The sequence below is a fragment of the Caulobacter sp. GW821-FHT10A10 genome (assembly GCF_059415745.1).
The window spans coordinates 520,041-545,300 of sequence record NZ_JBWKNV010000001.1 but is presented as its reverse complement, the minus strand read 5'-3'; the positions used below and the strand labels follow the sequence as shown (position 1 = coordinate 545,300).

General features: G+C 70.1%; 16 protein-coding genes and 1 pseudogene. 5 read left to right on the top strand and 12 right to left on the bottom strand.

Annotated elements, in window-relative coordinates; all coding sequences use genetic code 11:
• Positions 1-66: 66 nt before the first annotated feature.
• The 4 genes and pseudogenes from AC07NS_RS02595 to AC07NS_RS02580 all read right to left on the bottom strand — a co-directional run bounded on the left by AC07NS_RS02595 (position 67) and on the right by AC07NS_RS02580 (position 3,137).
• The gene (locus tag AC07NS_RS02595; RefSeq protein WP_492853868.1) at positions 67-825 is read right to left on the bottom strand and encodes an ABC transporter permease; all 759 of its coding nucleotides are present in this window, start codon (positions 823-825) and stop codon (positions 67-69) included.
• A gap of 86 nt (positions 826-911) precedes the next feature.
• Positions 912-1,652, bottom strand: a pseudogene (locus AC07NS_RS02590) (ABC transporter ATP-binding protein); the annotation flags it as partial.
• Between the two features lie 2 nt (positions 1,653-1,654).
• Positions 1,655-2,095 carry an endonuclease domain-containing protein gene (locus AC07NS_RS02585; RefSeq protein WP_494601219.1) on the bottom strand — a complete coding sequence of 147 codons (441 nt, stop codon included), beginning with the start codon at positions 2,093-2,095 and terminating at the stop codon, positions 1,655-1,657.
• 61 nt (positions 2,096-2,156) lie between these two features.
• The gene (locus tag AC07NS_RS02580) at positions 2,157-3,137 is read right to left on the bottom strand and encodes an ABC transporter substrate-binding protein (RefSeq protein WP_494601217.1); all 981 of its coding nucleotides are present in this window, start codon (positions 3,135-3,137) and stop codon (positions 2,157-2,159) included.
• 280 nt (positions 3,138-3,417) lie between these two features.
• Here AC07NS_RS02580 and AC07NS_RS02575 point away from each other — a divergent pair, with 280 nt between their 5' ends.
• Positions 3,418-3,744 (top strand): GIY-YIG nuclease family protein, encoded by a 327-nt coding sequence (locus AC07NS_RS02575; protein WP_494601216.1) that lies wholly within the window; start codon positions 3,418-3,420, stop codon positions 3,742-3,744.
• A 220-nt stretch (positions 3,745-3,964) separates the two neighbouring features.
• Here the strand turns inward: AC07NS_RS02575 and AC07NS_RS02570 are convergent, their stop codons facing one another.
• A complete protein-coding gene (locus tag AC07NS_RS02570) occupies positions 3,965-6,031 on the bottom strand; it encodes a hybrid sensor histidine kinase/response regulator (protein ID WP_494601214.1) in 2,067 nt (688 codons plus the stop codon).
• A gap of 268 nt (positions 6,032-6,299) precedes the next feature.
• Between AC07NS_RS02570 and AC07NS_RS02565 the strand changes: the two genes are divergently transcribed.
• Both AC07NS_RS02565 and AC07NS_RS02560 read left to right on the top strand, forming a co-directional pair.
• Positions 6,300-10,037, top strand: coding sequence for a hypothetical protein (locus tag AC07NS_RS02565; RefSeq protein ID WP_494601212.1), 3,738 nt, complete (start codon positions 6,300-6,302; stop codon positions 10,035-10,037).
• Positions 10,034-11,785 (top strand): hypothetical protein, encoded by a 1,752-nt coding sequence (locus tag AC07NS_RS02560; protein WP_494601210.1) that lies wholly within the window; start codon positions 10,034-10,036, stop codon positions 11,783-11,785. The genes AC07NS_RS02565 and AC07NS_RS02560 overlap by 4 nt, the downstream gene beginning before the upstream one ends.
• A 10-nt stretch (positions 11,786-11,795) precedes the next feature.
• On the opposite strand, the gene AC07NS_RS02555 is transcribed toward AC07NS_RS02560, so the two are convergent.
• The 5 genes from AC07NS_RS02555 to AC07NS_RS02535 all read right to left on the bottom strand — a co-directional run bounded on the left by AC07NS_RS02555 (position 11,796) and on the right by AC07NS_RS02535 (position 17,398).
• A complete protein-coding gene (locus AC07NS_RS02555) occupies positions 11,796-13,886 on the bottom strand; it encodes an ATP-binding protein (protein ID WP_494601209.1) in 2,091 nt (696 codons plus the stop codon).
• Between the two features lie 72 nt (positions 13,887-13,958).
• Positions 13,959-16,136 (bottom strand): ATP-binding protein, encoded by a 2,178-nt coding sequence (locus tag AC07NS_RS02550; protein WP_494601208.1) that lies wholly within the window; start codon positions 16,134-16,136, stop codon positions 13,959-13,961.
• Between the two features lie 141 nt (positions 16,137-16,277).
• The gene (locus tag AC07NS_RS02545) at positions 16,278-16,415 is read right to left on the bottom strand and encodes a hypothetical protein (protein ID WP_494601207.1); all 138 of its coding nucleotides are present in this window, start codon (positions 16,413-16,415) and stop codon (positions 16,278-16,280) included.
• Positions 16,416-16,640: 225 nt separating this feature from the next.
• Positions 16,641-17,138 carry a type II toxin-antitoxin system VapC family toxin gene (locus tag AC07NS_RS02540; RefSeq protein ID WP_494601206.1) on the bottom strand — a complete coding sequence of 166 codons (498 nt, stop codon included), beginning with the start codon at positions 17,136-17,138 and terminating at the stop codon, positions 16,641-16,643.
• Positions 17,138-17,398: a type II toxin-antitoxin system Phd/YefM family antitoxin gene (locus AC07NS_RS02535; protein ID WP_494601205.1), complete on the bottom strand. Its 261-nt coding sequence runs from the start codon at positions 17,396-17,398 to the stop codon at positions 17,138-17,140. The genes AC07NS_RS02540 and AC07NS_RS02535 overlap by 1 nt, the downstream gene beginning before the upstream one ends.
• A gap of 211 nt (positions 17,399-17,609) precedes the next feature.
• Between AC07NS_RS02535 and AC07NS_RS02530 the strand changes: the two genes are divergently transcribed.
• Positions 17,610-18,980 (top strand): cation:proton antiporter, encoded by a 1,371-nt coding sequence (locus AC07NS_RS02530; RefSeq protein WP_494601204.1) that lies wholly within the window; start codon positions 17,610-17,612, stop codon positions 18,978-18,980.
• A 376-nt stretch (positions 18,981-19,356) separates the two neighbouring features.
• Here the strand turns inward: AC07NS_RS02530 and AC07NS_RS02525 are convergent, their stop codons facing one another.
• Together AC07NS_RS02525 and AC07NS_RS02520 are read right to left on the bottom strand one after the other, a co-directional pair.
• A complete protein-coding gene (locus tag AC07NS_RS02525; RefSeq protein ID WP_494601203.1) occupies positions 19,357-20,925 on the bottom strand; it encodes a tryptophan halogenase family protein in 1,569 nt (522 codons plus the stop codon).
• A gap of 199 nt (positions 20,926-21,124) precedes the next feature.
• On the bottom strand, positions 21,125-22,498 hold the full coding sequence (locus AC07NS_RS02520) for a glycoside hydrolase family 27 protein (protein WP_494601202.1): 1,374 nt from the start codon (positions 22,496-22,498) through the stop codon (positions 21,125-21,127).
• A gap of 261 nt (positions 22,499-22,759) precedes the next feature.
• On the opposite strand from AC07NS_RS02520, the gene AC07NS_RS02515 reads away from it, so the two are divergent.
• Positions 22,760-25,120 carry a beta-L-arabinofuranosidase domain-containing protein gene (locus tag AC07NS_RS02515; protein WP_494601201.1) on the top strand — a complete coding sequence of 787 codons (2,361 nt, stop codon included), beginning with the start codon at positions 22,760-22,762 and terminating at the stop codon, positions 25,118-25,120.
• Positions 25,121-25,260 lie beyond the last annotated feature (140 nt).

The window sequence follows — 25,260 nt, the reverse complement described above, 5'->3', positions numbered from 1 at the left end:
CTGACATAGGGTTTCCCGCCACAAGGGCGGGAATGACGGGAGTTATAGGTGGGGGAAGGGAGCGTCCTACCGCCCTCGCCACCACGCCAGCAACCGCCGCTCGGCCGCCGCCAGGGCCGCGTGCAAGGCCACGCCCAGCAGGGCCAGCACCGCCAGGGCCGCGAAGCCGCGCGCCGTCTGCAGGCGGTTGAAGCTTTCCAGCATCCGCCAGGCCAGGCCCTGGCTCGAGCCCGACCCGGCCACGAACTCGGCCGCCACCGCGCCCACCAGGGCCAGTCCCGCCGCCACCTTGATCCCCTCCAGAATCGCCGGCAGGGCCGAGGGCAGGCGCAGGCGGACAAGGCGCTGCCAGGCGCTGGCGCCATAGAGGTCGAACAATCGCGACAGGTCCGGATCGGCGGCCTTCAGGCCCGCCACGGCCCCCGAATAGATCGGGAAGAAGGCGATCACCGCCGCCAGCGCCGTCACCGCCCGGCCCGGATGGTCGATGCCGGCCCAGATCGTCACCAGCGGCGCGATGGCGATCACCGGCGTCACCTGCAGGATGGCCGCGACGGGTCGGAACGCGTCCTCGACCACCGGCCTCAGGGCCGCGGCGAACGCCAGGGCCAGGGCGACCAGGGCGGCCAGCACGAGGCCGGCCAACGCGGTGGAAAGCGTGCCCCAGGCGCTCAGCGCCAGCAGGGGGCCTGCCTCGACCAGGGCCTTGGCGATCTCCGACGGGGCCGGCAGCAGATAGGCCGGCACGTGCAGGAGGCGGCAGGCGCCTTCCCAGGCGGCCAGCAGGAAGGCGATGAACAGGACGGGGGCGAGGAGGCGGGTCATGGCGCGGACCCCCTCCGGCCCTCTGGGCCACCTCCCCCAGAGGGGGAGGATTTAAGATGCTCCCCCTCTGGGGGAGCTGTCGGCGGAGCCGACTGAGGGGGCCGCGCGAGCAGCGCGGACACGGCCTCCACCGTCTCGCGGAACGCGGCCGTCGTCCGGAACCCCGCCGGCCGCACCAGCGGCCCCTCCACGACGACCTCGCCCGCCACCACCCCCGGCCCCGGCGTCAGCACCACCACGCGGCCGGCCATGTAGACGGCCTCCTCGACATTGTGGGTGACGAACACCACGGCCGGCGAAAGCTCGGCGCACAGGGCCAGCACGTCGTCGGCCAGGGCGCGGCGGGTGATCTCGTCCAGGGCCGCGAAGGGCTCGTCCAGCAGCAGCAGGCGCGGCCGGGTGACCAGCGCCCTCGCCAGCGACGCCCGCATGGCCATGCCACCCGACAGCTGCGCCGGCCGGGCGTCCTGCGCCCCGTCGAGACCGACCTGCGCCAGGGCTTCGCGCGCCTTGCCGCGGGCCTCCCGCGCCGGAACGCCCGCCAGCTCCAGCGGCAGCGCCACATTGGCCGCCGCGCTCATCCACGGCGCCAGGGTCGGCGCCTGGAACACCACCGAAGTCTCGCCCTTGCCCGCCGCCCGGGTGACGCTCCCCCGCGTCGGGCTTTCGAGCCCCGCCAGCAACCGCAAGGCCGTCGACTTCCCGCACCCCGACGGCCCCACCAGCGCCACTACTTCGCCGGCGGAAAGCGCCAGGTCCACGGGACCAAGGGCGCGGCCGCGCGGATAGTCGACTTCGACCTGATGGAGGGAGGCGATGGTGTTCACGCTCACTTCTCCTCCCCCGCATCGCGGGGGAGGGGGACCAGCGAAGCTGGTGGAGGGGGCGACCGCCACTCAGACCCAGGCCGCACTCCGCCCACGCGCTCGGCCGCGACGGTCCAAACGCCCAGCGCCAGTTCGTCCGGATCCCGCAAGAAGTCGCCGGCGGCGATGCGCATGACCTCGATCCCCTGCGACGCGAGCCACGCGTCCCTGCGCGCGTCATGCCTCGCCTGATCGGCCGTGTCATGCCCCGCGCCGTCGATCTCCACCGCCAATCGCGCCGCCGAACAATAGAAGTCGAGGATGTAGGCGCCGACAGGATGCTGGCGACGGAAGGTGGGGCCTTCGCCCCGACGGCGCAGACGCTGCCAGAGCATGGTCTCGGGCAGCGTCATTTCGCGGCGCAGGCGGCGGGCGCGTTTCAGCGTCAGGACTGGTGAGCGCATGTGCGGCGGTCGCCCCCTCCACCCCTTCGGGGTCCCCCTCCCCCGTTTCACGGGGGAGGAACTATTTCGGCAGGAAGCCCAGGCTGTAGGCCTTCCTGTAATCCAGGCCCTTGTCGTAGACTCCCTGGTCGGCCGCCACCTGGAAGAACTCGGCCCAGCGGGCGTCGGTCATGGCGCCGATCCCGTCCTTGGGCACGATGCCGTAGGACCGCATCTTGTCCCGGGCCTGGTCGAGCAGATCCTGGGTCATTTCGGGGTTGTCCTTGAGGATGGCCGCGTCGCCCGGCTTGGCGTCGCCGTAGAGATAGCTCTTCCAGCCGGCCGCCAGGGCGTCGCTGATCGCCTGCACCTGGGCGGGCTTGGCCTGGATCATCTGGTCGGTCACCAGGGCGAACGAGGCGTAGGCCGGATAGCCGTCGTCAGCCAGCAGGAACACCGCCGGCTTCTCGCCGGCCGCCTTCTCGATCAGGTAGGGCTCCGACGTCGCATAGCCCTGCTGGATCAGGCTTTTGTCGGCCAGGAACGGGGCGACCGAGTAATTGTATTTCCGCACCTGGGCGTCGGTGAAGCCGTGCTTGGCCTTCAGCCACACCCAGAAGGCCGTCACCGAGGCGTCCGACAGCAGGATCGGCTTGCCCTTCATGTCGGCGATGCTGGCGATCCCCTGGCCGGGGTGGGCGATCAGCACCTGCGGGTCCTTGTCCATGTAGGCGGCGACGGCTTTGACCGGCACGTTCTCCTTGGCGAGATTCAGCACGATGAAGCTGTTGGAGCCGACGCCGATGTCCACCGCCCCGGTGGCCAGCAACTGGGGCACGTTCACGCCGGGGCCGCCCTGGACGATGCTGACGTCCAGCCCGCGCTTGGTGAACTCGCCGGTGGCCACGGCCTGGTAATAGCCGCCCAGCTCCGCCTGCGCCCGCCAGTCGGTGGCCAGCTTCAGCTTGGTCAGGCCCGGGGCCGCGTCCTTCTTCGCCGGCGAACAGGCGCTGGCCAGCAGGGCGAGGCCCGCGGCGGTCACGGCGCGGCGCGAAAAGGTCATGGCGGATCCCCCGGTACGATACGGCGCGGAGGTTAGCGGCGTGTGCGGTCTATCGCCAAGCCCGTCCATCTAATCTCCCGTCATTCCCGCCCTTGTGGCGGGAACCCCTCTGTCAGTCGCAAGGGCAGGAGGGGCGACGTGCTCAGCACGTCGCTTGCGCCTCACGTGTCAGCGGAACCAGGGGTTCCCGCCACAAGGGCGGGAATGACGGGAGTGAAAATGGGCGACGTGAACAAAAAGTGAACTTAAGGTTGTGGCGATCGTTCAGCGAGCGGACGCCATGGACCTCAACACCGCCTGGATCGCCGTCTACATCATGAGCGACGGCTACCGTCGCACGCTCTACATCGGCGTCACCGCCGACTTCCAGACCCGGATCGTTCAACACCGTGAAGGCACCGGTTCAGGCTTCACCCGTCGCTACGGGCTCAAGCGGCTCGTCTGGTATGAGGTCCACGAAACCATGGCCGAAGCCATCCGGCGCGAGACCTCCCTCAAGCGCTGGCCACGCCAGTGGAAGATCAATCTGATCGAGCGCGACAATCTGCGTTGGGACGATCTCTATTCGGCCGTTTTCGAGTGGACGCCCGTCCCGCGCCAGGTTTGACGGCCGCCCAACCCAAGCTCCCGTCATTCCCACCCTTTCCTCCCGTCATTCCCGCCCTTGTGGCGGGAAACCCTCTGTCAGCCGCAAGGGCAGAAGGGGCGGACTGCTGAGCAGTCCGCTGGCGCTTCACGTGCGTACGGAACCAGGGGTTCCCGCCACAAGGGCGGGAATGACGGGAGAATAGGGGAGGCGCCGCTGCTTCGCCGCCGCCCGCCCCCGCCTACTCCCCCGCCTCCAGCCACCGCCCGATCTTGGCGTACAGCACTTCGCGCTGCACGGGCTTGGCGATGTGGTCGACCATGCCGGCGGCGAAGCAGCGTTCCACCTGCTGGGGCAGGGCGTCGGCGCTCATGGCGATGATCGGTACGCGGCCGGCCTCGCCTTCCAGGCCGCGGATGGCCCGGGTGGCGGCCAGGCCGTCCATCTCGGGCATGTGGATGTCCATCAGGATGATGTCGAAATGGCCGCGCGCCGCCGCCGCCAGGGCCTGGCGGCCGTTCTCGGCGGTCTCGACATGGCAGCCGGCCAGGCGCAGCAACCCGACCCCGATCTCGCGGTTCATCGGATGGTCGTCGACCAGCAGGATCCGGGCGGCCCGGGGATCGCGCGCGGCCTCGGGCGCGGGCGTCTCCAGCGGCTCGGCCTCGGCGGCCGGCAGTTCGAACCAGAAGCACGAGCCGTGACCCGGGGCGCTGTCGGCCCCGATCCGCCCGCCCATCAGCTCGACCAGCGACTTGCTGATCGCCAGGCCCAGGCCCGCGCCGCCGTAGGCCCGGGTGGCCCCGCTGTCGAGCTGGACGAACCGCTGGAACAGCCGCGCCTGGTCCTCGATCGGCACGCCCACCCCGGTGTCGATCACCTCGAAGCGCAGCCGGTCCTCGACCTCGCCCGGCTCGACGACCAGGCGGGCGACGATCTTGCCGCGCTCGGTGAACTTCACGGCGTTGTTGAGCAGGTTCAGCAGCACCTGGCGCAGGCGCAGGGCGTCCAGGTCGTGCAGGCCCTCGACCGGGTCGATGACGTCGATCTCGACGGTGAGGTTCTTGCCCTCGGCTTCGGACTGCACGATGCCGACCGCGTCGTGCAGCACGGCGCTGGCCGAGGCCGGCTGCAGCAGGAGTTCGACCTGGCCGGAATCCACCCGCGAGACGTCGAGGATGTCGCTGACCACGGTCAGCAGGGCCGCGCCAGCGGTGTCGATCATGCCGACCTGGCGGTGGGCGTCGGCCGGCAGGTCCTCGCGGCTGGCCAAGAGCTGGGCGAAGCCGAGGATGGAGTTCAGCGGCGTGCGGATCTCGTGGCTCATGGTGGCCAGGAACTCGGTCTTGGCCTCGGCCGCCGCCAGCGCCCGGGCCCGGGCCGAGCGGGTCAGTTGCTCGCGCCGCACCAGCAGGCGCCGCAGCCGCTCCTGCTGGGCGAGCGCCAGGCCCGCCGCCAGGGCGGTGACGAACACCACGGTGACGAAGCACTGGATCAGCCGCGTCATCTGCGGCGGGTTCCAGGGCGCCAGCAGGTGGCCCTGCCAGATGTTCCACACCCCCAGCGGCAGGGAGACGACGGCGATGGTCAGGGCCGCCTCGGCCGCCCCGCGCGGCCCCAGCCGGAAGGCGCAGAGGATGGCGGCCGGGAACAGCACGAAGGGCAGGGGCGCGCGGGTGTCGTGGAACACCGCCGCCGTCAGCACCGCCATCAGCAGGAAAAGCCCGGCCCGCTCGCCGGCCGAGCGGTGGAAGGTGCGCCGGTGCTCGGAGTCGATCAGCACCAGCACCGCCGGCACGATCAGCGCCATGCCCAGCGCGCCGCTGACGAACCAGTCGCGCCACAGGCCCAGGAACGGCTGGTGCTCCAGCAGGCTCAGCAGGGCGGCGGCGATCCCGGCCGTGACCGCCACCACCGGGGCGATCACCGTCACCAGCAGGGCCAGTTGGCGCATGGTCCGCACCCGGGGCGGCCCGCCGAACGCCCGCCGCACGGCCTCGCGCGCGCCCCAGGCCTCGGCCAGGTTGACGGCGGTGAAGATCAGCGCCCGTTCCGGGGCGTCGCCCAGGGCCAGGCAGATGGCGACATGGGCGATCCCGACCACCACCGTCAGGATCAGCCGACGCGGCGGCCCCAGGGCCATCAGGCCGACGGCCAGCAGGGCGGTGCAGGGCCAGAGGGCGGCGACGCCGTTGGGGCCACGGGTCAGGGCGTCGCTGAACAGCTGGGTCGCGACGAAGGCGAGCGCCAGCACGACCAGCAGCGTCGTCTGTCGCCCCGTTTCCTGTAAGGCGGCGCTTCGCGTCATCCCGTTCCCGTTCCCCCGGACGGAAAACTTACGCCGAACGGCGGTTTCAGTTTCGGCAGCAATGCATTCTGTGACGCTATGCCGCAATCCATTTCAGTAGCGTCGACTACCCGACGGAGGGGCGCCGGCGACGGCTACCCCTTTGATCTGCAACGGTTGGCTATCGCATAAATTGCGCGCTTTCTCCTAGTTGCGCTATGGCTGAGCTTCGGCTCAACTGGCGTTGCACCAGGGCGGCGGGGGCCAGATGAGTGAGAACACCGGCGGGGTGGTCGCGGAGGTCGAGCAGGACGACGATCTTCCAGCCACCGAGATCGTCGCCAAACTGTTCGGAGAACAGATCGAGCGGCTGAAGGCCCTGCTCGAATCCAACGAACTCAACACGATCTGCGTCGATGGTCTGACCGACCTGGGCTGCCCTCGGATCGTCGCGCCGACGGTGTTCGCGGGCGTCAAGGTTCTGGCCATCAAGGCCATCGAGCTGGGGCCCGACCTCGCCAGCCAGTCCATCCAGACGGGCCTTCTGCGGCTCATGGCGCGCATTCCGGCGCTGGATCGCCTGTTGCGGATGCTTACCCGGGTTCTCGGTCGGTTCGAGGACAAGGCCAAGCTGCGCCAGGCGATGATCGACGACATCAAGCGGTCGGGCCTCACGCCGTTCGGCATCGAGGTGAACCAGGTCACGCCCACGGAGGTCGTCGAGGCGCTCCATGCGGAGGTGGACCAGCACAAGCTGACCCGCAGGTTCGAGGATCTGCTCGGCCAGCTCGCGGCCGTGCTGGAAGCGCGGATCAACGACCTCACCGAGCTGCGCCTGAACTGGCCCGATACGGTGGGAACGACCACCAGCGTCATCGACACCCTGTACTATGGCGCGCTGCACGACGATTTCGTCGGGCGCGACGAGGAAATGGCCCTGCTGCGGGCGTTTCTCGGCGACCCGGACGACGTGAAGGCGCAACCGTTCTCCTGGCTGCTGGTGACGGGGCGCGGCGGCGAGGGCAAGAGCCGCCTGGCCTTCGAGCTGGTGCGGTCCTCACGCGCGCGCTGGCGGGCGGGGCGACTGGTGGAGGCCGATCTGGCCTGGCTGCTGAACAACAACTGGCGGCCGCGCAAGCCGACGCTGATGGTGATCGACTACGCGCTCGATTGGCCGGATGCGCTCAGGCGCCTGCTGGCGGCCTTCGCGCAGCGCTGCGTGGACTTCGAATACCCCCTGCGTGTCCTGCTGATCGCGCGGGAAGGCGGCCGTTCTCTCGTCGAGCAACTGGTGGGGCCGGGAGGCGACACCATCCGGCCGCGCCTCTACAAGGCCGCGGGGTGCGAGAAGGGCGTCCTGGGCCTGCGGCCTGTCTCGCGCGAAGCGGTCATCGGCCTGATGCAGCGCCGGCTTCGCCAGCACGTTGAGGATCTGCCGCCCGACGACCTGCTGATCGTCGCGGCCAAGCGGCTGGACCAGGCGACGGCGCTTGGCGAGCAGACCCCGCGTCCCCTGTTCGCGGCGATCGCCGCCGAAGCCCTGGCCTCGATGATCGCCGATCGCGGCGGGCCGGGACCGACGGGCTGGCAGGATCTGGTGTTCCGGATCGAGAAGGACCAGACCCTGGCGGGGCTGATCCAGCGCGACCGCCAGCTGTTCTGGCGTCAGACGTCGGCGACCGACGCGTTGATCGAGACCCAGCGCGAGGCGCTGCACGAGAACCTGCTCTGCCTTTCCACGTTCACGCTCGGGCACGTGACGCAGGACGCGCTCGACGAAGCCATCAAGGACGTCGCGCCCAAGGACGTCGAGCTGGCCGCCAAGGTGTTGCCTTCCTTCGCCCTGGGCCCGTACGCCTTCGACGGCGAGCGCTTCCAGCGCATGACCAGCCGCGCGAACCATGAAACCCTCGGCGCGCTGGAGCCCGACATCCTCGGGGCCTTCTTCGTGCTGCAGCGGCTCGACCCCGAGCAGCACGAACTGACCGCCAGGCAGCGAAGCTTCCTGGTCGATACGGCCTGGGGGGTGGCCGCGCGCGACGCGGCCGCCTTCGTCCGACGCACGTTCAGCGATTTCCCGATCCGCGTCGCGGCCTGCGGCGACCTGCTGCCGTCGGCCGGCGTCGCGGACGACTGGGTCATCGAGTTGCTCCGGTCGCTGATCGCCGACCTCGGCGCGGCGGCGCGCCTGCTGGTCAAGGAGGCCGAAAGTCCGGGGCTCACCTCGGGCCACCAGCAGGCCCTGGCCGACGAGCACCTGCGCCTGGCCGGCGAGGCGCTGCGGCTGGCCTCCCGGCTGAGGCTCTACGCCGGGCGGATCGAGGCTCTCGGCGAAGACGTCGTGACCTCGATCGCCACGGCCCTGAAGGAGGCCGCCTACGTCGCCAGCACCGCCTATCACAAGGAGCTTGTCGAGAGCGACCCGCGCTATGCGCCGCAGTTCCTGGGCAGCAGCGTCATCGAGCCGCCGCAGATCGCCTCGCCGCTGTCCGACACCTTCAACGCCGCGGCGACCTTCTTCACGGTGGGCTCCAGCGCCGACATCATCGGCTTCGCGCCCCCGCCGGTTCCCATCCCGTCGGGTTCAGATCAGGCCTGTCCCCGCCGCGAGATCATCCAGGAGGTCATGCGTCTGGAGGAGGAACTCCTGGCGCTGCGCCCCGCCGCGGAAATCCGCGCGACGCTCCTGACGGCGGAGCGCGACCTGATGTTCGTGCTCGACGCCCTGGGCGATCCCGACGCGGTCGCGACCATGATCCGGCGGGCCTGGGAGCGCCTGCGTGAAGAAGACGACGACGAGGTGCTCTTCCGGATCATGCGTCATCTGTCGGGGTGCACCTATCTCGACGGGAAAAGATCGGGAGACCAGGACGGCGCGACCGCGCTGGCACGTCTTCGCGAAGTCGGCGAGACGATCCCGAATCTGCCGCCATGGCTGCTGGCGCGCCCAAAGCCGCAACAGCCGCTGACGACCACCCTGCTGAACATCGCCTATGGCCTGTCGGAGGGGGGCGACCTCTACATCGCCTTGGGAGATTTCGTTTTCCGCCTGGCCAAGGAAGACACGGCGACGATCGATATCACCTATGGCCTGGTGCAGCTTTCCGCGAACGAGGTGTGGCGGGCGCTGGATACTGTGTTCAACCAGGACTCCGCCGAAAAGGTCCGGACGGCCCTGTCTCCGCAGGACCAGGAGCGGCTCGGAGAGTGGATCCGGGTGGTGCGGGAGGGACTACGGCGCGGCCTGGTCAGCGATCCGTCGGCGGGCGCGGATGGCGGGGCGGCGCGAAAGAAGTTCATCCAGTCGCGCGTCCTGTGGATCGTGGCCCTCCTCGCGAGTTTCGCCGGATCGGGTGAAGCGGCGGACGCTCATCTGGCCGACTTCCTGTCCATGGCGCAGTCCGACGGGGTCGACTGGAAAGACCCCGATCTCATGACCCTGATCGGCCAGGCCGGCGGCCTTCTTGCGGGGGTGACCACCCAGGCCTCCGCCGACCTGCGTCTCGAGACCCTGGAGACGGTCTGCCGCGACGCCGCGGTGGAGGTGATCCGAGGGCTGGCCAGCAGCCTCTATAGCATCGTTCCGCATGAAGGAGCGGTTCCGGCGGCGACAGCCGAATTCCTGCGCGAGACTTTCGCGCGGCGGCTGGCGGCTCCCGACGTCCTGACCCAAGGCGAGGCCTACAGCCTGCACGAATTGATCGCCGATGCGACCGTGGCCATGGCCGGTCAGGCCTATGTGAACGGCGACGCTCCCACGCTGAAGGACTGGAGCGCTCTCTTCGAGGTCGAACGCGGGGCGTCGGACCGCGATCTCCATGAGCAGCGGCTGCACATTAATTGCCTGCTGGCTCCGCTCCTCACTCCCGAGGGAATGCTTCAGGCCATGCCCCTCGCGCTGGCCAACGAGTCCGGAAAGGACGTTTCGTCGCTTCTGACGACCATCGCCATCATCGCCGATCAACGAGGCGACTGGACCATATTGAACCTCATCCTCGAACACATTTCCGGGCAGGCCACGCAATGAGCCTCGAAGCTGAACTCTATCCTGATCAACGGCTCTTCGTGGTCTTCACCCGGCTCATGTATCGCGCCGCGAACGAGGGGCGATGGAGCGACATCGCCGCCATGGCGAGCCGCATGGACCCCCTCGTCGGGCGACTGGGCCGAGAGCACGCCACGCTCTTCGCGGACTTGTCCTTCCAGCTGGCGCGGGCCTGTCCCGACGGCGAGGCGGTGAAGCATCCCCTCGTCGCAACGGCCCATCGGTACCAGATTTACCGCGGAGCCCAGGCTCAGTCAGACCAGGGTAACAGGGCGGTCGCCGCCGCGGAGCCGCCTCATGGCGAGATGTCGCATCCAAGCACCCTGAGCGTGGGTGAGGTGGTCAGCGGTGAGCAGTCTCACAACGACATCAACTCGATCCTGAGACATCAGCCCCAGTTCGCGTTGGCGATCGAAAAACGGCGGATCGCCTGGTCGTGCGAAACGATCTCGTTCGTGCCCGGATGGCGCCTGGTCGAGGCCATGCTCATCGATGAAGAGAAGATTCCGATGGCGGCCAAGGCCTTCATCGTCAGCGACAACGAGTTCGCCTCGATCGGCCCGTCGGCTGGGGCGTTCCTCCAACTGGGACAACGTGGAAGCCTGGCCTTGGACACTCCCGAACTGGCGGCGGACTATGTGCGCGCCTGGGTGGCGTTGTTCCAGGCCAATGAAGCCGGCCGTGGGGGCGTGGTGCTCGAACCCGGCCGGGCGATGCCCTTCTCGCCTGATCTTCGGGCCGAAGGCCGCGACCTCCTGCGCGCCGCGGTGCGTCCGCTGAAAGTCGAGGCCGAGGATGACGGCTATCTGGCGACCGGGACCATGGGCATTTTCGGAGAGCTCTATGAACTGATCGCGCGCTTGACGCCGGACGGTCAGGTTGACCTGAGCGCGTCCAAGCCGCTCGAGGTCCCGGGTCTGTCCGATTTTCTCCCGTCCGGGGAGCGGCCGCTGTTCGAGCATCGGATCAATCCCTTCGGTTGGCGCGTGCTTCGACGCTGTCGGCGGCAGTCGGATCTGGATACCTGGCCTTCCCGCCTGCCGGACGACACGGTTCCGGCGGAACAGCGTTTCAAGACGGTCGTGTCGCCCGTGGATATCGAGACCTTCGCCGGCGTGCCGCTCCGCGCGGTCGCGGAAGAGGAGCGGGCCAGGCTGCAGCGGGCGCAGGAGGCCGTCGTGACGGCGAACGGCGGAGCGCCCTCCGAGGATCGAAGCCGGATCGCGGACCTGGTCTTCCTGCCCGAGACGTCCCTGGTGCTGGTCGCGATCGAGGGGCGCGACTACCTGACGCCGGTCTTCGCCAGCGACGAGCGCGCGGAACTGGCGATGGCCGAAAGAAGCTGGCTCTACAACCTCGTTCGGGGGGCGGAGCGGCCGCCCACCACGGAGACGGCGACAGCGTTCATCCGGCTGTTCCTGGCCTTCATCATCGGGCCGCACGGGCGGTTCACCCTGCTCGAAACCATCGATAGCGCGCCTTGGTCGGAGGCGGCGACCCAGGCCGATCGCGAGCGCGTCTCCAGCCTCGTCGCCCCTATCAATTTCCTGGGAAGGACGACCGACGAGGACCTGCTCTACTCGTTCTTCGTCGCCTTCCAGACGGCCGTGTTCCGGGTCACCTGTCGTCTGAGGCCCAACTGGGAAGTCGATTTGCGGGAGAACGACATGGTGCTGACGGACCTGCCGTTCCGGGTGGGACCCGCGATCGACTTCGTGGTCCGCGAGTAGGCGCCCGCCCCTAAGCCGCCGCGCTCTCCCGGCCGATCCACTGGTTCAGGGCCGTGATCAGGGCGTCGCGCTGGATCGGCTTGGCGACGTGGTCGACCATGCCGGCCTGGCGGCAGCGTTCGATCTGGTGGGGCATGACGTCGGCCGAGAGGGCGATGATCGGCACGCGGGCGGCGGGACCGTCCAGGGCGCGGATGGCGCGGGCGGCGGCCAGGCCGTCCATGCGCGGCATGTGGATGTCCATCAGGATGACGTCGAAACCGCCGTCGGCGGCGATGCGCACGGCCTCGTCGCCGTCCTCGGCGGTCTGCACCGCGCAGCCGGCCAGGACCAGCATGGCCGCGCCCAGTTCGCGGTTCATCGGGTGGTCGTCGACCAGCAGCACCCGGGCGGCGGCCTCCTGCTCGACCCGGGCGGCGTCGGCGGCGCGGGCCGGGACGGCGGGGACGGTGAACCAGAAGGTCGCGCCCTGGCCCAGGGCGCTGTCGACGCCGATCTCGCCGCCCATGCGGGTGACCAGGGTCTTGCTGATCGCCAGGCCCAGGCCCGCCCCGCCGAACGCCCGGCTGATCGAACCGTCGGCCTGGCTGAACCGCTGGAAGAGCCGGTCCTGCACCTCGGGCGCGATGCCGATGCCGGTGTCGGCGATGGTGAAGCGCAGGCGCTCGGCGCCGTCCGCGCTCCCATCCGCGCCGGTTTCAAGGGCCACGCTCGCCCGCACCCCGCCGCCGGCGGTGAACTTCACGGCGTTGTTGAGCAGGTTCAGCAGCACCTGGCGCAGGCGGGCCGGATCGAGCGCGTAGTCGCAGGCCGCTTCCAGGTCGGCCTCGACCGACAGCGACAGGCCCTTGGACTGGGCCGACAGGGCGATGATCGAGGCGGCGTCGGCCAGCAGGGCGGCCGGGTCCACGGCCTCGGGGCGTAGCTCCACACGGCCGGCCTCCAGACGCGAGAAGTCGAGAATGTCGTCGACGATGGTGGCCAGCGAGCCGCCGGCCTGGGCGATCAATTCGAGCTTCCGACGGCCGGCGGGGGAGAGTCCGTCCTCGGTCTCGGCCAGCAGGCCCGCGAAGCCCAGCACGCTGTTCAGCGGGGTGCGGATCTCGTGGCTCATGGTCGCCAGGAAGTCGGTGCGGGCGCGGCCGGCGGCCTGGGCGCGGGCCCGGGCGGCGCGGGCGGCGGCGCTGCGGCGGGCCATCAGGGTCTTCAGCCGCGCCTCCTTGTAGAGCGACAGGGCCGCGGCCAGCGAGGTGAAGAACACCGTGGTCACGAAGGCCTGGACCATGCGGATGCGGTCGACCTCGTCCCAGCGTGGGGCGATCCGCGCCACGCCTTCGCTGCCGATGGTCAGCGGGGCGGTGACGGCGATGATCACCACGGCGCTCCAGGCCGCCCCGCGCGGCCCCAGCTGGAAGGCCGCCAGCATGGCCGCCGGGAAGATCAGGAACGGCATCGGCGTGCGGGTCTTCAGGAAGGCGAAGGCGGTGACCGCCGCCACCAGGCCGTACAGCGAAAGCCGCACCGGCAGCGGCCGGCGGAAGGCCAGGTCCGGCGTGCGGTCCAGGATGATCAGGGCGGCGGGCAGGGTGATGATCATGCCCATGCCGTTGGCCGAGGCCCAGCCGGCGAAGAAGTTGGCCAGGTTCGCCCCGACCATCGGCGCGGTCAGGCTCGAGCCGACGGCCGCGGCGGTCAGGGTGATGGGCAGGATGGCGGCCACCAGCACCAGGGCGTGGCGGACGCTGCGGATCGAGGCCCGGGGGCCGCGCAGGCGGCGGGCGACGGCCGCGGCGGCCAGGCTCTCGGCCATGTCGCAGGCCGCGTAGATGACGATGACCAGCCATGGGTCGCCGGCCAGGCGATGGACCACGGCGTTGGTGACCAGGGCCAGGGTCAGCATGATCCGCCGCTGCACCGGTCCCAGGTGCAGCAGGGCCGCCGCCAGTATGGCGTTCATCGGCCACAGCGAGGGCATGCCGTTGGAGTCGCGGGTCAGGAGGTCGCTGAAGGCGAACGAGATCACGAACGCCGCGGCGAGCCCGGCCAGCCGCAGCCATGGCGCGGCGGCGCTCTCACGTCCTGGTGCGGCTGTTGCGTCCAAGGCCCCGTCTTCCCCCTCCGGCCGCGCGGGCGACCGGGTGTTCCCATCGATCACGCCGAACCGGAAAAAGGGTTAAGGCAGAACGCTTTTTCCGTATGCGGCCAAGTTCTGCGACGTTCCGTCGCGCTCCGGTTGCTCGTGCGTGCGGCGCTCGCCCTCGCGGGCCTCCTTCGGCCCCTCGGCCAGGGCGCGCGACACGGCGGCCATCAGCTCCTCGCGGCGGATCGGCTTGGGCACATGGCCGTCCATGCCGGCGGCGCGGCAGCGGGCCACCTGCTCGGGCAGGACGTCGGCGCTGAGCGCCAGGATCGGCGTCGCGCCGGCCGGCCCGTCGAAGGCGCGAATGGCGCGGGCGGCGGCCAGGCCGTCCATTCCCGGCATGTGCACGTCCATCAGGATCAGGTCGAAGCCGCCGCTGCGGGCGGCCTCCACGGCCTGGAAGCCGTCCTCGGCGGTGAACACCTGGCAGCCGGCCAGGGTCAGCAAGGCGTCGCCCAGCTCGCGGTTCATCGGGTGGTCGTCGACCAGCAGCACGCGGGCGGCGGCCGGGGCGGGCAGGGCCTCGTCGGCGACCGGGGCGGCGGCGGCCGGCTCGGCTGTCAGGGCGATGTGAAAAGCGGCCCCGGCCCCCAGCGCGCTCTCGACCCAGATCGCCCCGCCCATCTGGCCGACCAGGGCCTTGCTGATCGCCAGGCCCAGGCCGGTGCCGCCATAGGCGCGGCTGATCGAGCTGTCGGCCTGGGAAAAGCGCTGGAAGAGGCGGGCCTGCACCTGCGGGGCGATGCCGATGCCGGTGTCGGTCACCGAAAAGCGCAGGGCGCCGGTCTCGGGCCCCACCACCAGCCGGGCGGCGACCTGGCCCTGGGTGGTGAACTTCACGGCGTTGTTGAGCAGGTTCAGCAGCACCTGGCGCAGGCGGGTCTCGTCGAGGGCGAACAGGGCCTCGGCGTCCTGGCCGCCCAGCGCCTCCACGGAAACCGTCACGGTCAGACCCTTGGCCTGCGCTTCGGGGGCGATGATGGCGGCGGCGTCGCGCAGCAGGGCGGCGGGCGAGGTGGGCTCCGGCGTCAGCTCCAGGCGGCCGGCCTCGACCTTGGCGAAGTCCAGCAGGTCGCCGACGATCTCGGCCAGCGAGCGGCCGGCGCGGCCGACCAGGTCCAGGCGACGGCGGTTCTCGGCCGACAACTGCGCGTCCTCGGCCACCAGGCCGGTGAAGCCGAGGATGCTGTTCAGCGGGGTGCGGATCTCGTGGCTGATCGTGGCCAGGAACTCCGACTTGGCGGCGTTGGCGGCCTGGGCGCGGGCCTGGGCCGCGCGGGCGGCGGCCTGACGGCGCACCAGCAGGGCCGAAAGCCGCGCCTGGCGGCTCAGCGTCAGGGCCGCGGCCATGCTCACCGCATAGAGCACGACGTGGAACAGCAGCAGGTGGCGCATCGGCTCGGCCGCCGCCCGGGCGTCCAGCCCGACGATCGACAGCACCGCCGGAATGGCCGTGGCCAGGGCGACCATCACCGACAGGGCGGCCGCGCGCGGACCGCCGCGGAAGGCGGCCAGCACCACCGGCGCGAACACCAGCACCCGCAACTGCGGCGGGCCGGTGAACACCAGCCACGAGATCGCGCCGATCGCGGCCAGGCCGAAGGTCGGCTCCAGCCAGCCGCGCACCGGGAAGGCCTCGGCGTGGCGGCGGTCCATCAGGATCAGTATGGTAGGCAGGGCCACGGCCACGCCCAGCACGTTGCTGGTGGTCCAGCCGCTCCAGCCGGTCCAGAAGCCGCCGCCCTCGGCCATCGAGGCCAGGCCGTTGACGCCGATCGAGGTCGCCGCCGTGAACGCCGCCGACACCAGGGTCAGAACCAGCAGGCCGCGCATGCCGCGCACCCGTCCGGGCAGGCGCAGCAGCCGCAGGGCCAGGGCCGTCGAGGTGATCTGCACGGCGTCCAGCGCCGTCACGGCCACGGCGAAGGCCGACGACTTGCTGGTCAGCAGGCTGAGCACCAGATGCAGCGCCGTGCACACCACCAGCAGCCCGACGCCCCGGCGGCGGTCCAGCACCATCAGCCCGGCGATCAGCACGGCGTTGGCCGTCCAGATGGTGGCGATCTCCTGGGCCGCGCCGGTCAGGAACAGGCTGTAGGCCATCGACGCCAGATAGGCGATCGTCAGCCCCACGGGCCGACGCCAGCGGCGCACGGCCCATCGGCGCGCATCGGCGCGATCGATCGCGATGTCGAGGCGGTCGGTCCCCACGATATTCCCCAGCGCGCCCGGGGCCGAAGAGGCGGCCAGGGGCGCGGTCTGGCCGTACAATGCGGACGAAACGTCGGTTTTTGGTTAAGTGCGGTGACGTGGGGGAAGTTGCGGGGGCGTCCGCCGCCCCCTGATCGGTCCCTAGTGCGTCAGCGTCGCGTAGTAGGCGTTGAAGCCGATGAACATCACCACGGCCAGGATGGCGATGATCGCGATCGTCAGGCCCATGGCCTTGAACCGGGTGCGCTTGGGAGGCTTGGGCGTCGTGTCGGGCTGCATGGATCCATCCGGCTATCGGGACAGGTCGAACGCCCCTGCGGACCGATAGGCTCCTCATCCGATCTACATCGTCATCCCGGCCGAAGCGCAGCGTAGAGCCGGGACCCAGGGGACTGGTCGCTGCGTTTGGGTTCGCTTCCTGTCCGCTCGCCGTCGCCCTGCGCGTGGCCCCTGGGTCCCGGATAAGCCCTGCGGGCTTTCCGGGATGACGAGGAGAGGGTGGTCCTAACCCCGCACGAACAGGTTCCGGATCCACTGCGAGCCGGCCTTGGCCGCCTGGCCCCAGTCCTCGTCGTCCTCGACGGCGTCGGGCGCGTAGCCCCAAGGGTTGAACAGCTTCAGCCGGGCGACCTTGAAGGCGGCGACGTCGCGGGTGACCAGGGTCAGGCCGTGCTCCAGGGCGGTGGCGGCCAGCAGGGCGTCGCGGGGATCGGCCAGGGGAACCTTGGCGCGGGCCCGCACGACGGCGGCGTCGACGGCCAGGATCCGGCCCTCGAAGGCCGGCCCCACCTGCTCGTCCAGCCAGGTCCGCAGGGCCTTGCCGGCGATCTTGTCGCGCCGCTCGGCCTGGGCGACCTCGGTTTCCAGCTCCAGCAGGGTGATCGCCGAGATGAACAGGCCCGAGCGCGCCGCGCCCGCGGCCCAGCGCGCCAGGCCGGGATCCGTGCGTCCGGCCCTGGCCCCGCGCAGCTCCAGCACGATCTCGGTGTCGAGCAGGTGCATCAGCCGCGCTCCGGCTTGGCGGGCGACCGGCCCCAGGCGACCGACGACCTGGCGGGCTTGGCGTCCACCGGCACGGGCTCGTCCATGGCCAGCAGGTCGACGATGGTCTCGGCCTGGCCGGCCAGCTTGCGATAGGCCTCGACGCTCATCAGCACGTGGGTGGCCCGGCCGCGATCGGTGACGAACACCGGCTCGATTCTCGCCGCGCGCTTGGCCGCGCTGACGTCCTGATTGAACTCGCGGCTGCTGACCACCTTCATGAAGCGTCCGCTCCGACCCGAAATGACAGGGCTGTCGTGTAGGTACGTACCTACATAGTGGCGTTCGAGCAACGGATAATTCGCCAGCGAAAACAATCGAAAGCCGCGCGGCCGCGATCAACCTCCGACGCATTGCGCATTGGTCAGATCTCTGCGCGGCATAGGGGCAAGCGGCCCGCCGCAAAGAAACGATCCTAGGGGGAACGAACCGGTGTCAGACCTACTCGCGCAGACCATCGCCACGGCGGCGGACCTGCTCAACGCCCATGGGCCGGCCACCAAGGCCGCGGCCAAGAGCTTCACGCCCACCGATTTCAGCGTGCACTTCTTCCTGCAGCTGGCCGTCATCGTGCTGGCCTGCCGCGTGGTCGGCTGGCTGGGCCAGAAGTTCCTCAAGCAGCCCCAGGTGGTCGGCGAGATGATCGCCGGCGTGGTGCTGGGCCCGTCGCTGCTGGGCCTGCTGTTCCCGCACTTCCAGCTGGCCCTGTTCCCCAAGGAGACCAAGAACGTCCTGTACGTCGGCGCCCAGCTGGGCGTGGGCCTCTACATGTTCATGGTCGGCACCAGCTTCCAGGCCGGCCACTTCAAGGCAAAGGCCAAGAGCGCGATGAGCGTGTCGTTCGCCGGCATCGCCGCGCCGTTCCTGATCGCCGCCGCCATCACCCCGTTCCTGCTGAAGGTGCCGGGCCTCTTCGCCCCGACCATCGGCCAGGGTCCTGCCACCCTGTTCATGGGCGCCTGCATCGCCCTGACCGCCTTCCCGATGCTGGCCCGGATCATCAACGAGCGGGGCCTGGCCAAGACCTCGCTGGGCACCCTGTCGCTGACCGCCGGCGCCTTCGACGACGCCGTCTCCTGGTGCGTGCTGGCGGTGGTGCTGGCCACCTTCGGCGGCGGCCCGGGCGTGGCCCTGCTGGCCATCGGCGGCGGCCTGGCCTGGGTGGCGTTCGTCGTCCTGCTGGGTCCGAAGATCCTGGCCCCGCTGGGCCGCATCGTCGAGCGCGAGGGCGAGATGAGCACGGGCGTCCTGGCCCTGGTCATCCTGGCCTTCTGCATCTCGGCCTTCCTGATGGACGCCGTCGGCATCCACGCCATCTTCGGCGGCTTCATCCTCGGGGTCGTGATCCCGCGCGGCAAGCTGGTCGAGGAGCTGAAGAAGAAGGTCGAGCCGCTGGCCGTCGTGCTGCTGCTGCCGATGTTCTTCACCTATTCGGGCCTCAACACCCGGATGGACATGGTCAACTCGCCGGCCCTGCTGCTGATCGCCCTGGGGATCCTGGCCGCCTCGATCCTGGCCAAGTGGGGCGCCTGCTACCTCGCCGCCCGCGCCACCGGCGAGAACCACGCCACCGCCATGGGCATCGGCGCCCTGATGAACTCGCGCGGCCTGATGGAGCTGATCATCATCAACATCGGCCTGCAGAAGGGCATCATCGGCCCGACCCTGTTCTCGATGCTGGTGCTGATGGCGATCGTCACCACGGTGATGGCCAGCCCGCTGTTCGAGGTGGTCTACGGCAAGAAGGCCCGCGAAAGCGGCGAGCTGGACGCCGTGGACGCCCGAGTGGCGGAAGCGGCCTAACTTTTCTGACCCCTCTCTCTTTGAGAGAGGGAGGGGCCCGCGCCGCAAGGCGTGGGAGGGTGAGAGGTAACAAAGCCCGCCGATCCAGGCGCGAGGCTAAATACACCCGCCTCCCTAGGCCTTGTGCCTAGGGCCCAGAGTTTAGCCGCCGAGATCTCGGGCCGTTCGCGGCCACGCTGGCGGCGTCCAGTCTGAGGGCGCCGAGCCTGGCCCGGCCCTGGGTCCTCGCCACAGGGGCGAGGAAGGCGGGATTTGAGGACAAGGGCCGTCTCGAAAGGGGCGGCCCTTTTTCGTGCGAGGGCGGCCAAGAGCGTACCCTCTCACCCTCCCACTGCTGCGCGGCGGGCCCCTCCCTCTCTCCACGAGAGAGGGATTTTTACGCCGGCTCCAGGGGGCGGTCGAAGCCGAAGCGGTTGATCTGCGAGATCAGGTCGCGGTGGCTGGGCAGGTCGTGGGTGGCGCGTTCGCCGAAGGCGCGGATGCGGGCGAACTGCTTCTGGGCCGACTGCACGTCGGGGAACTCGCCCCGGCCCGGCGACAGGTCGGTTTTGAAGCCCATGCCGTAGAGAATGTACTGGTAGTTGAAGAAGGCGAAGGTCTCGAGATCGAGGATGAAGTCGTAGCGGCTGGGCGGGCGGTGACGCCATTGTTCCAGCAGCTCGGCCAGCCGCTCGGGGATCGAGGCGGGGTCTGCGTTGTCGCGCCAGAACGGCTCGGTGCGCCGGCTCAGGCAGTAGTGCAGCTTCAGGAAGGCGATGATGTTGTCGTAGCGGGCGCTCATCAGCTGGTTGAAGCGCCGGGCCGGGGCGTCGATCGGACCGTTGTGCGGGAAAAGCTCGGCGATGATCGCCACCGCCGCCTCGATCAGCACCACGCCGGTCGATTCCAGAGGCTCCAGGAACCCCGCCGACAGGCCCACCGCCACGCAGTTTTTCACCCACTGCCGCTCGCGATAGCCGGCCTCGAAGCTGATCGCCTTGGGGGTGATCTCGACGTTTTCGCCCAGATGCGCGCGCAGGATCGCCTCGGCGCGATCGTCGTCCATGTGGTCGCTGGAATAGACGCAGCCGACGCCGCGCGCGCCGGCCAGGCCGATGTCCCAGATCCAGCCGGCTTCGTGGGCGGTGGCGACGGTGAAGCTCTGGATCGGCGCGTCGGGCCGCTCGTAGGGAACCCGGCAGGCCAGGGCGCGGTCGGTGAACAGCACCGGCCGGGTCGACTTGAACGGCGCCTGCAGGGCCTGGCCGATCAGTTCGGCGCGGAAACCGGTGCAGTCGATGTAGAGGTCGGCCTCCAGCCGGCCGTGCTCGGCGCAGGCGACGTGGTCGATGCTCCCGTCGGCGTCGAGGGCGACGCTTGTCATCAGCCCCTCCAGCCGCTCCACGCCCAGTTCCCGGGCGCGGTCGGCCAGCACCTGGGCCAGCTTGGCGGCGTCGAAATGGTAGGCGTAGTTCAGCGGCCCGGCGAAGTTGCCCTCGTGCGGCCGCTTGGGCGCGCGCTGGGCGCCGGCCACCCGCGCCTGGATGGTCATGGCCTCGGCGAACGGCGGGCGCGTGGCCTCGTCCTGCAGCAGCCAGTAGGGCGCCAGACTGGCCCCGTCGGCTGAGAACGGCGCCTCGAACGGGTGGAAGTACTGGTGGCGCTGGCCGCCTTCCGGCGCGTGCCCCCAGTCGACGAAGCGGATGCCCTGCTTGAAGGTGGCCGAGGTCTCGCGGATGAACCGCGTCTCGTCGATGCCTAAGAACTGCAAGGTCGTGCGGATTGTGGGGAAGGTCGCCTCGCCCACGCCGATGATGCCGATGTCGGGCGACTCCAGCACCGTGATGCGCAGATGGTCCTGCTCGGCGATGCGCAGGCTCTTGGCCAGATAGGCGGCCGTCAGCCACCCGGCCGTCCCGCCGCCGACGATGAGGATGCTGCGCCCACGCTCCATGGGTCCGTGCATAGCGCGTTTCGGAGGCGGTGGGCATCACCCACAAACCTTCGTCATCCCGGAAAGCCCGCAGGGCTTATCCGGGACCCAGGGGACCGGGCGCCGCGCGTGATCCCGCCGCCCTGCCGTGGCCGGCGCTGTGCGGCGGCCCCTGGGTCCCGGCTCTGCGCTTCGCTCCGGCCGGGATGACGAGAAAGAGTGTGGAGGGAACCTACCCCAGCCGCAGCAGCGCCGCCCCGTGCGGGGCCACCGTCCGCTCCACCCGGCCCGACACGCGGCCCAGGTCCTCGCCGCTCCACAGGTCGCGGGCCGAGACCGAGCCGGCCAGCCCCAGGTCCCGCAGCGGCAGGCCCACGGCCTTCGGCTTCTCGGTGGTGTTGAACAGCGCCACGTAGCGATCCTTCGGCGCCCCCTCCGGCCGGGCCGACCAGATCCGCATGCCGTCGGCGATGAAGTGCGGCTGGTTGCCGGTGCTGGCCTGGTTCACCGCCAGCACGGCGCGGTTGGTCAACAGGCTGAGCGTCGGCTCATCCAGGTGGCGCAGGTCGCCGCCCATGATCAGGGGCGAGCGGGCGATGGCCCACAGGGTCATCAGGGTGCGCTGCTCGTCGGGCGTGAACTTGGTGTCGCGCTTGCCCAGCGCCAGCCGCCCCAGCGGCAGCATGTCGGCGTCGGGCCAGCCGCCGATCACGCGGTGCTCGTTCCAGTTCTCCAGCCGGGTGAACTGGGCTTCCAGCATGGACCACTCGTCCCAGAAGTCGTCCGAGATCCGCCACATCTGGGCGTAGCGGCGCACGTGGGCGGCCCGCGCCACCGGCGTCTCGCCCGGCGACAGGCTCAGCACGATCGGCCGCCCGGTGGCCGCGATCGCCTTGTGCGCCGCCTCGATCTCGGGCGCATGGGCGTCGTAGGGACGGCTCATGTCGTCCATCTTCACGAAGTCGACGCCCCAGTCGGCCAGCAGCCTGAACACGCTGTCGTAATAGGCCTGGGCGCCGGGCTTGGTCATGTCGACGCCGTACATGTCCGGGTTCCAGGTGCAGAGGCTGGCGGTGTCGGCGATGTCGGCGGCGCGGACCTTGGTCCCCAGCACCGGCAGATTGGCCTTCACCGCCGCGCGCGGGATCCCGCGCATCAGGTGCACCCCGAACTTCAGGCCCATCGCATGAACCTGGTCGGCCAGGGCCTTGAAGCCCTTGCCCCCGGCGCTGGACGGAAAGCGGTTGGGCGCGGGGATCAGCCGCCCGAAGCCGTCCATCGCCGGCTGGGGATTGCGGTTGTACTCGTAGCTGGCGGCCTCGGGCTCGTACCACTGGATGTCGACCGTGAAGACGTCGTAGCCGAACGGCAGCAGTTTCGAGGCCATGATCCGCGCCGTCTCCAGCGACTGGGCCTCGGTGATGGTGGTGGCGAAGCTGTTCCAGCTGTTCCAGCCCATCGGCGGCCGCGGGGCCAGCAGGGCGGGGGCCTTCTTGGGCTTGGCGGCCGGCTTGGTCGCGGCGGCGGAAGCGGTGGTCGAGGCCGCGCCGGCCATCAGTCCGGCGGCCAGCAGGCCGCGCCGGTGCAGATCCAGGGTCACTCGCATCCTCCCATGTTTTTGCTCTTGTCAGACAATATGACCGGTCTGGCAAGCGGGTGGAGCGGGATCCATTCCCCTCTCCGTAAAATCCCCGCGAAAGCGGGGACCCAGGCTTTTTCTGAAAGGCAGGGCGCTCGACGATAAAACGCCTGGGTCCCCGCTTTCGCGGGGATTTTACGGGGGGAGGAGGGCCGCCGACTTGAGCCCCGCCACCCATCATGCTCTCTTGCCTGCAATAGTCAGACAAATAATCCGGGGAAGAACGCCATGGACCCGCACAAACCGAGCCGCCGCGCCTTCCTGCTGGCCACCAGCGCCCTGGCCTTCGCCGCGACCGCCGCCGCCGCCAAGCCGGTCGAGCAAAGCCCCCGGATCGTCGCGACCCCCGTGCCGGCCCGCCACATCGCCCTGAAGGCCTCGTATCACCAGCGCGCCGCCGACGCGAACCGCGCCTATCTGGCCTCGCTGTCGGCCGACCGCCTGCTGCACAACTTCCACCAGGGCGCGGGCCTGCCGGTGAAGGCCCCGGTCTATGGCGGCTGGGAAGCCCGCGCCATCGCCGGCCACACCCTCGGCCACTATCTCACCGCCTGCTCGCTGCAGGTGGCCCACACCGGCGATCCGGAACTGCGTGACCGGCTGGCCTACATCGTCGCCGAACTGGCCCGCGTGCAGGCCGCCCACGGCGACGGCTATGTCGGCGGAACCACCCGCGCCGACGGCGACGACGCCACCACCGGCAAGCAGGTGTTCGAGGAGCTGCGCCGGGGCGACATCCGGTCCTCGCGCTTCCGGCTCAACGACGGCTGGGTGCCGATCTACACCTGGCACAAGGTGCATGCCGGCCTGCTCGACGCCCACCGCCTGGCCGCCACGCCGGGCGCCCTTGACGTCGCCACGGGCCTGGCCGGCTATTTCGCCACGATCATCGAGGGCCTCAGCGACGAGCAGGTGCAGCAGATCCTGGTGGCCGAGCACGGCGGCCTCAACGAGGCCTATGCCGAGACCTACGCCCTGACCGGCGACGAGCGCTGGCTGAAGATCGCCCGCCGCCTGCGCCACCGCGCGGTGCTCGACCCGATCGCGGCCCAGCGCGACGAGCTGGCCGGCCTGCACGCCAACACCCAGATCCCCAAGGTCATCGGTCTGGCGCGTCTGTACGAGGTCGGCGGCGATCCGGCCGAGGCGACGACGGCGCGGTTCTTCCACACGGCCGTGACCCGCGACCACAGCTACGTCATCGGCGGCAACTCCGACCGCGAGCACTTCGGCAAGCCGCGCGAGATCGCCCGCCACATGGCCGAGACCACCTGCGAGGCCTGCAACAGCTACAACATGCTGAAGCTGACCCGCCATCTGTGGAGCTGGCAGCCCGACGGCGCCCTGTTCGACTATTACGAACGCACCCAGCTCAACCACATCCTGGCTCACCAGAACCCGGCCGACGGCCGCTTCGTCTATTTCATGCCGATGGCCGCCGGCGGCCGGCGCAGCTACTCCACCTACGAGGACAGCTTCTGGTGCTGCGTCGGCAGCGGCATGGAAAGCCACGCCAAGCACGCCGACAGCATCTGGTGGCGGGGGGGCGATCGGGGCCGCGACACCCTGTGGCTGAACCTCTTAATCGCTTCAAAGCTGGACCTGGGCGAGGGCGACTTCGCCATCGATCTCGACACCCAGTATCCCAGCTTCGGCCACGTCACCCTGACCATCGAGCGCGCCCCGAAGGGCGAGCGCGAACTGGCCCTGCGCCTGCCGGCCTGGAGCATCAAGCCGACCCTGGAGCTCAACGGCCAGCCGGTCGCGATCCAGACCCGGGGCGACGGCTACGCCCGGATCTCGCGCCGCTGGAAGGCCGGCGACCGCCTGAAGCTGACCCTGCCGATGACCGTGCGGGCCGAGCCGACGCCGGACGATCCCAACCTCGTGGCCCTGCTGTCGGGGCCGCTGGTGCTGTCGGCCGACCTTGGTCCCGCCGACCGGCCGTTCGACCGTCCGGCGCCGGCCCTGCTGGGGCAGGGCGATCCGGCCGCCCTGCTGCGGGTCACGCGGGCTCATCCGCACAATTTCGACGCCCCCCTGGCCCAGGGCGGACGGGTCGAGCTGTCGCCGTTCTTCACCGGCTACAACCGCCGCTCGGCCGTCTATCTGCCGATGTTCACCCCGGCCCGCTGGACGGCCGAGGGGCCGGCCTACCTGGCCGCCGAGAAGCAGCGCATCGACACCGTCGCCCGTACGGTCGACACCGTCTATCTGGGCGAGCAGCAGCCCGAGGTCGATCACGCGGTCGCCGCCGGGGCCGGCGCGATCCTGCAGGTGAACGGCCGCAGCAGCCGCAGGATCGCCCGCGGCGGCTGGCTGGAAATGACGCTGAAGCGCCGCGCCGGGCCGCTGACCCTGCAACTGGTCTACTGGGGCGGCGACGCCGGCCAGTCGGCGAAGGTGCTGGCCGACGGCGTCGAGATCGGCCGCTTCACCACCCCCGCCGACCGCCGCGACGGCTTCTTCACCGTGGATGTCCCGCTGCCGGCGGGCGAGGGGCCGACGCGGGTGCGGGTCGAGGCGGGGGACAAGTCCGCGATCGTCTACGAGGTGCGGGTGCTGGCGGCGGCGGCGGCCACGGCTTAAGGGCGCCGTCCGTCTACAGTCGCTTCCCTCGCCCTTGTGGCGAGGGCCCATGCCAGCGACCGCTCAGACCTAGGCCGTTCTGCGAAGGTCTGAGCGGCTGAACGATGGATCCTGGGCACAAGGCCCAGGAAGGCGATGAA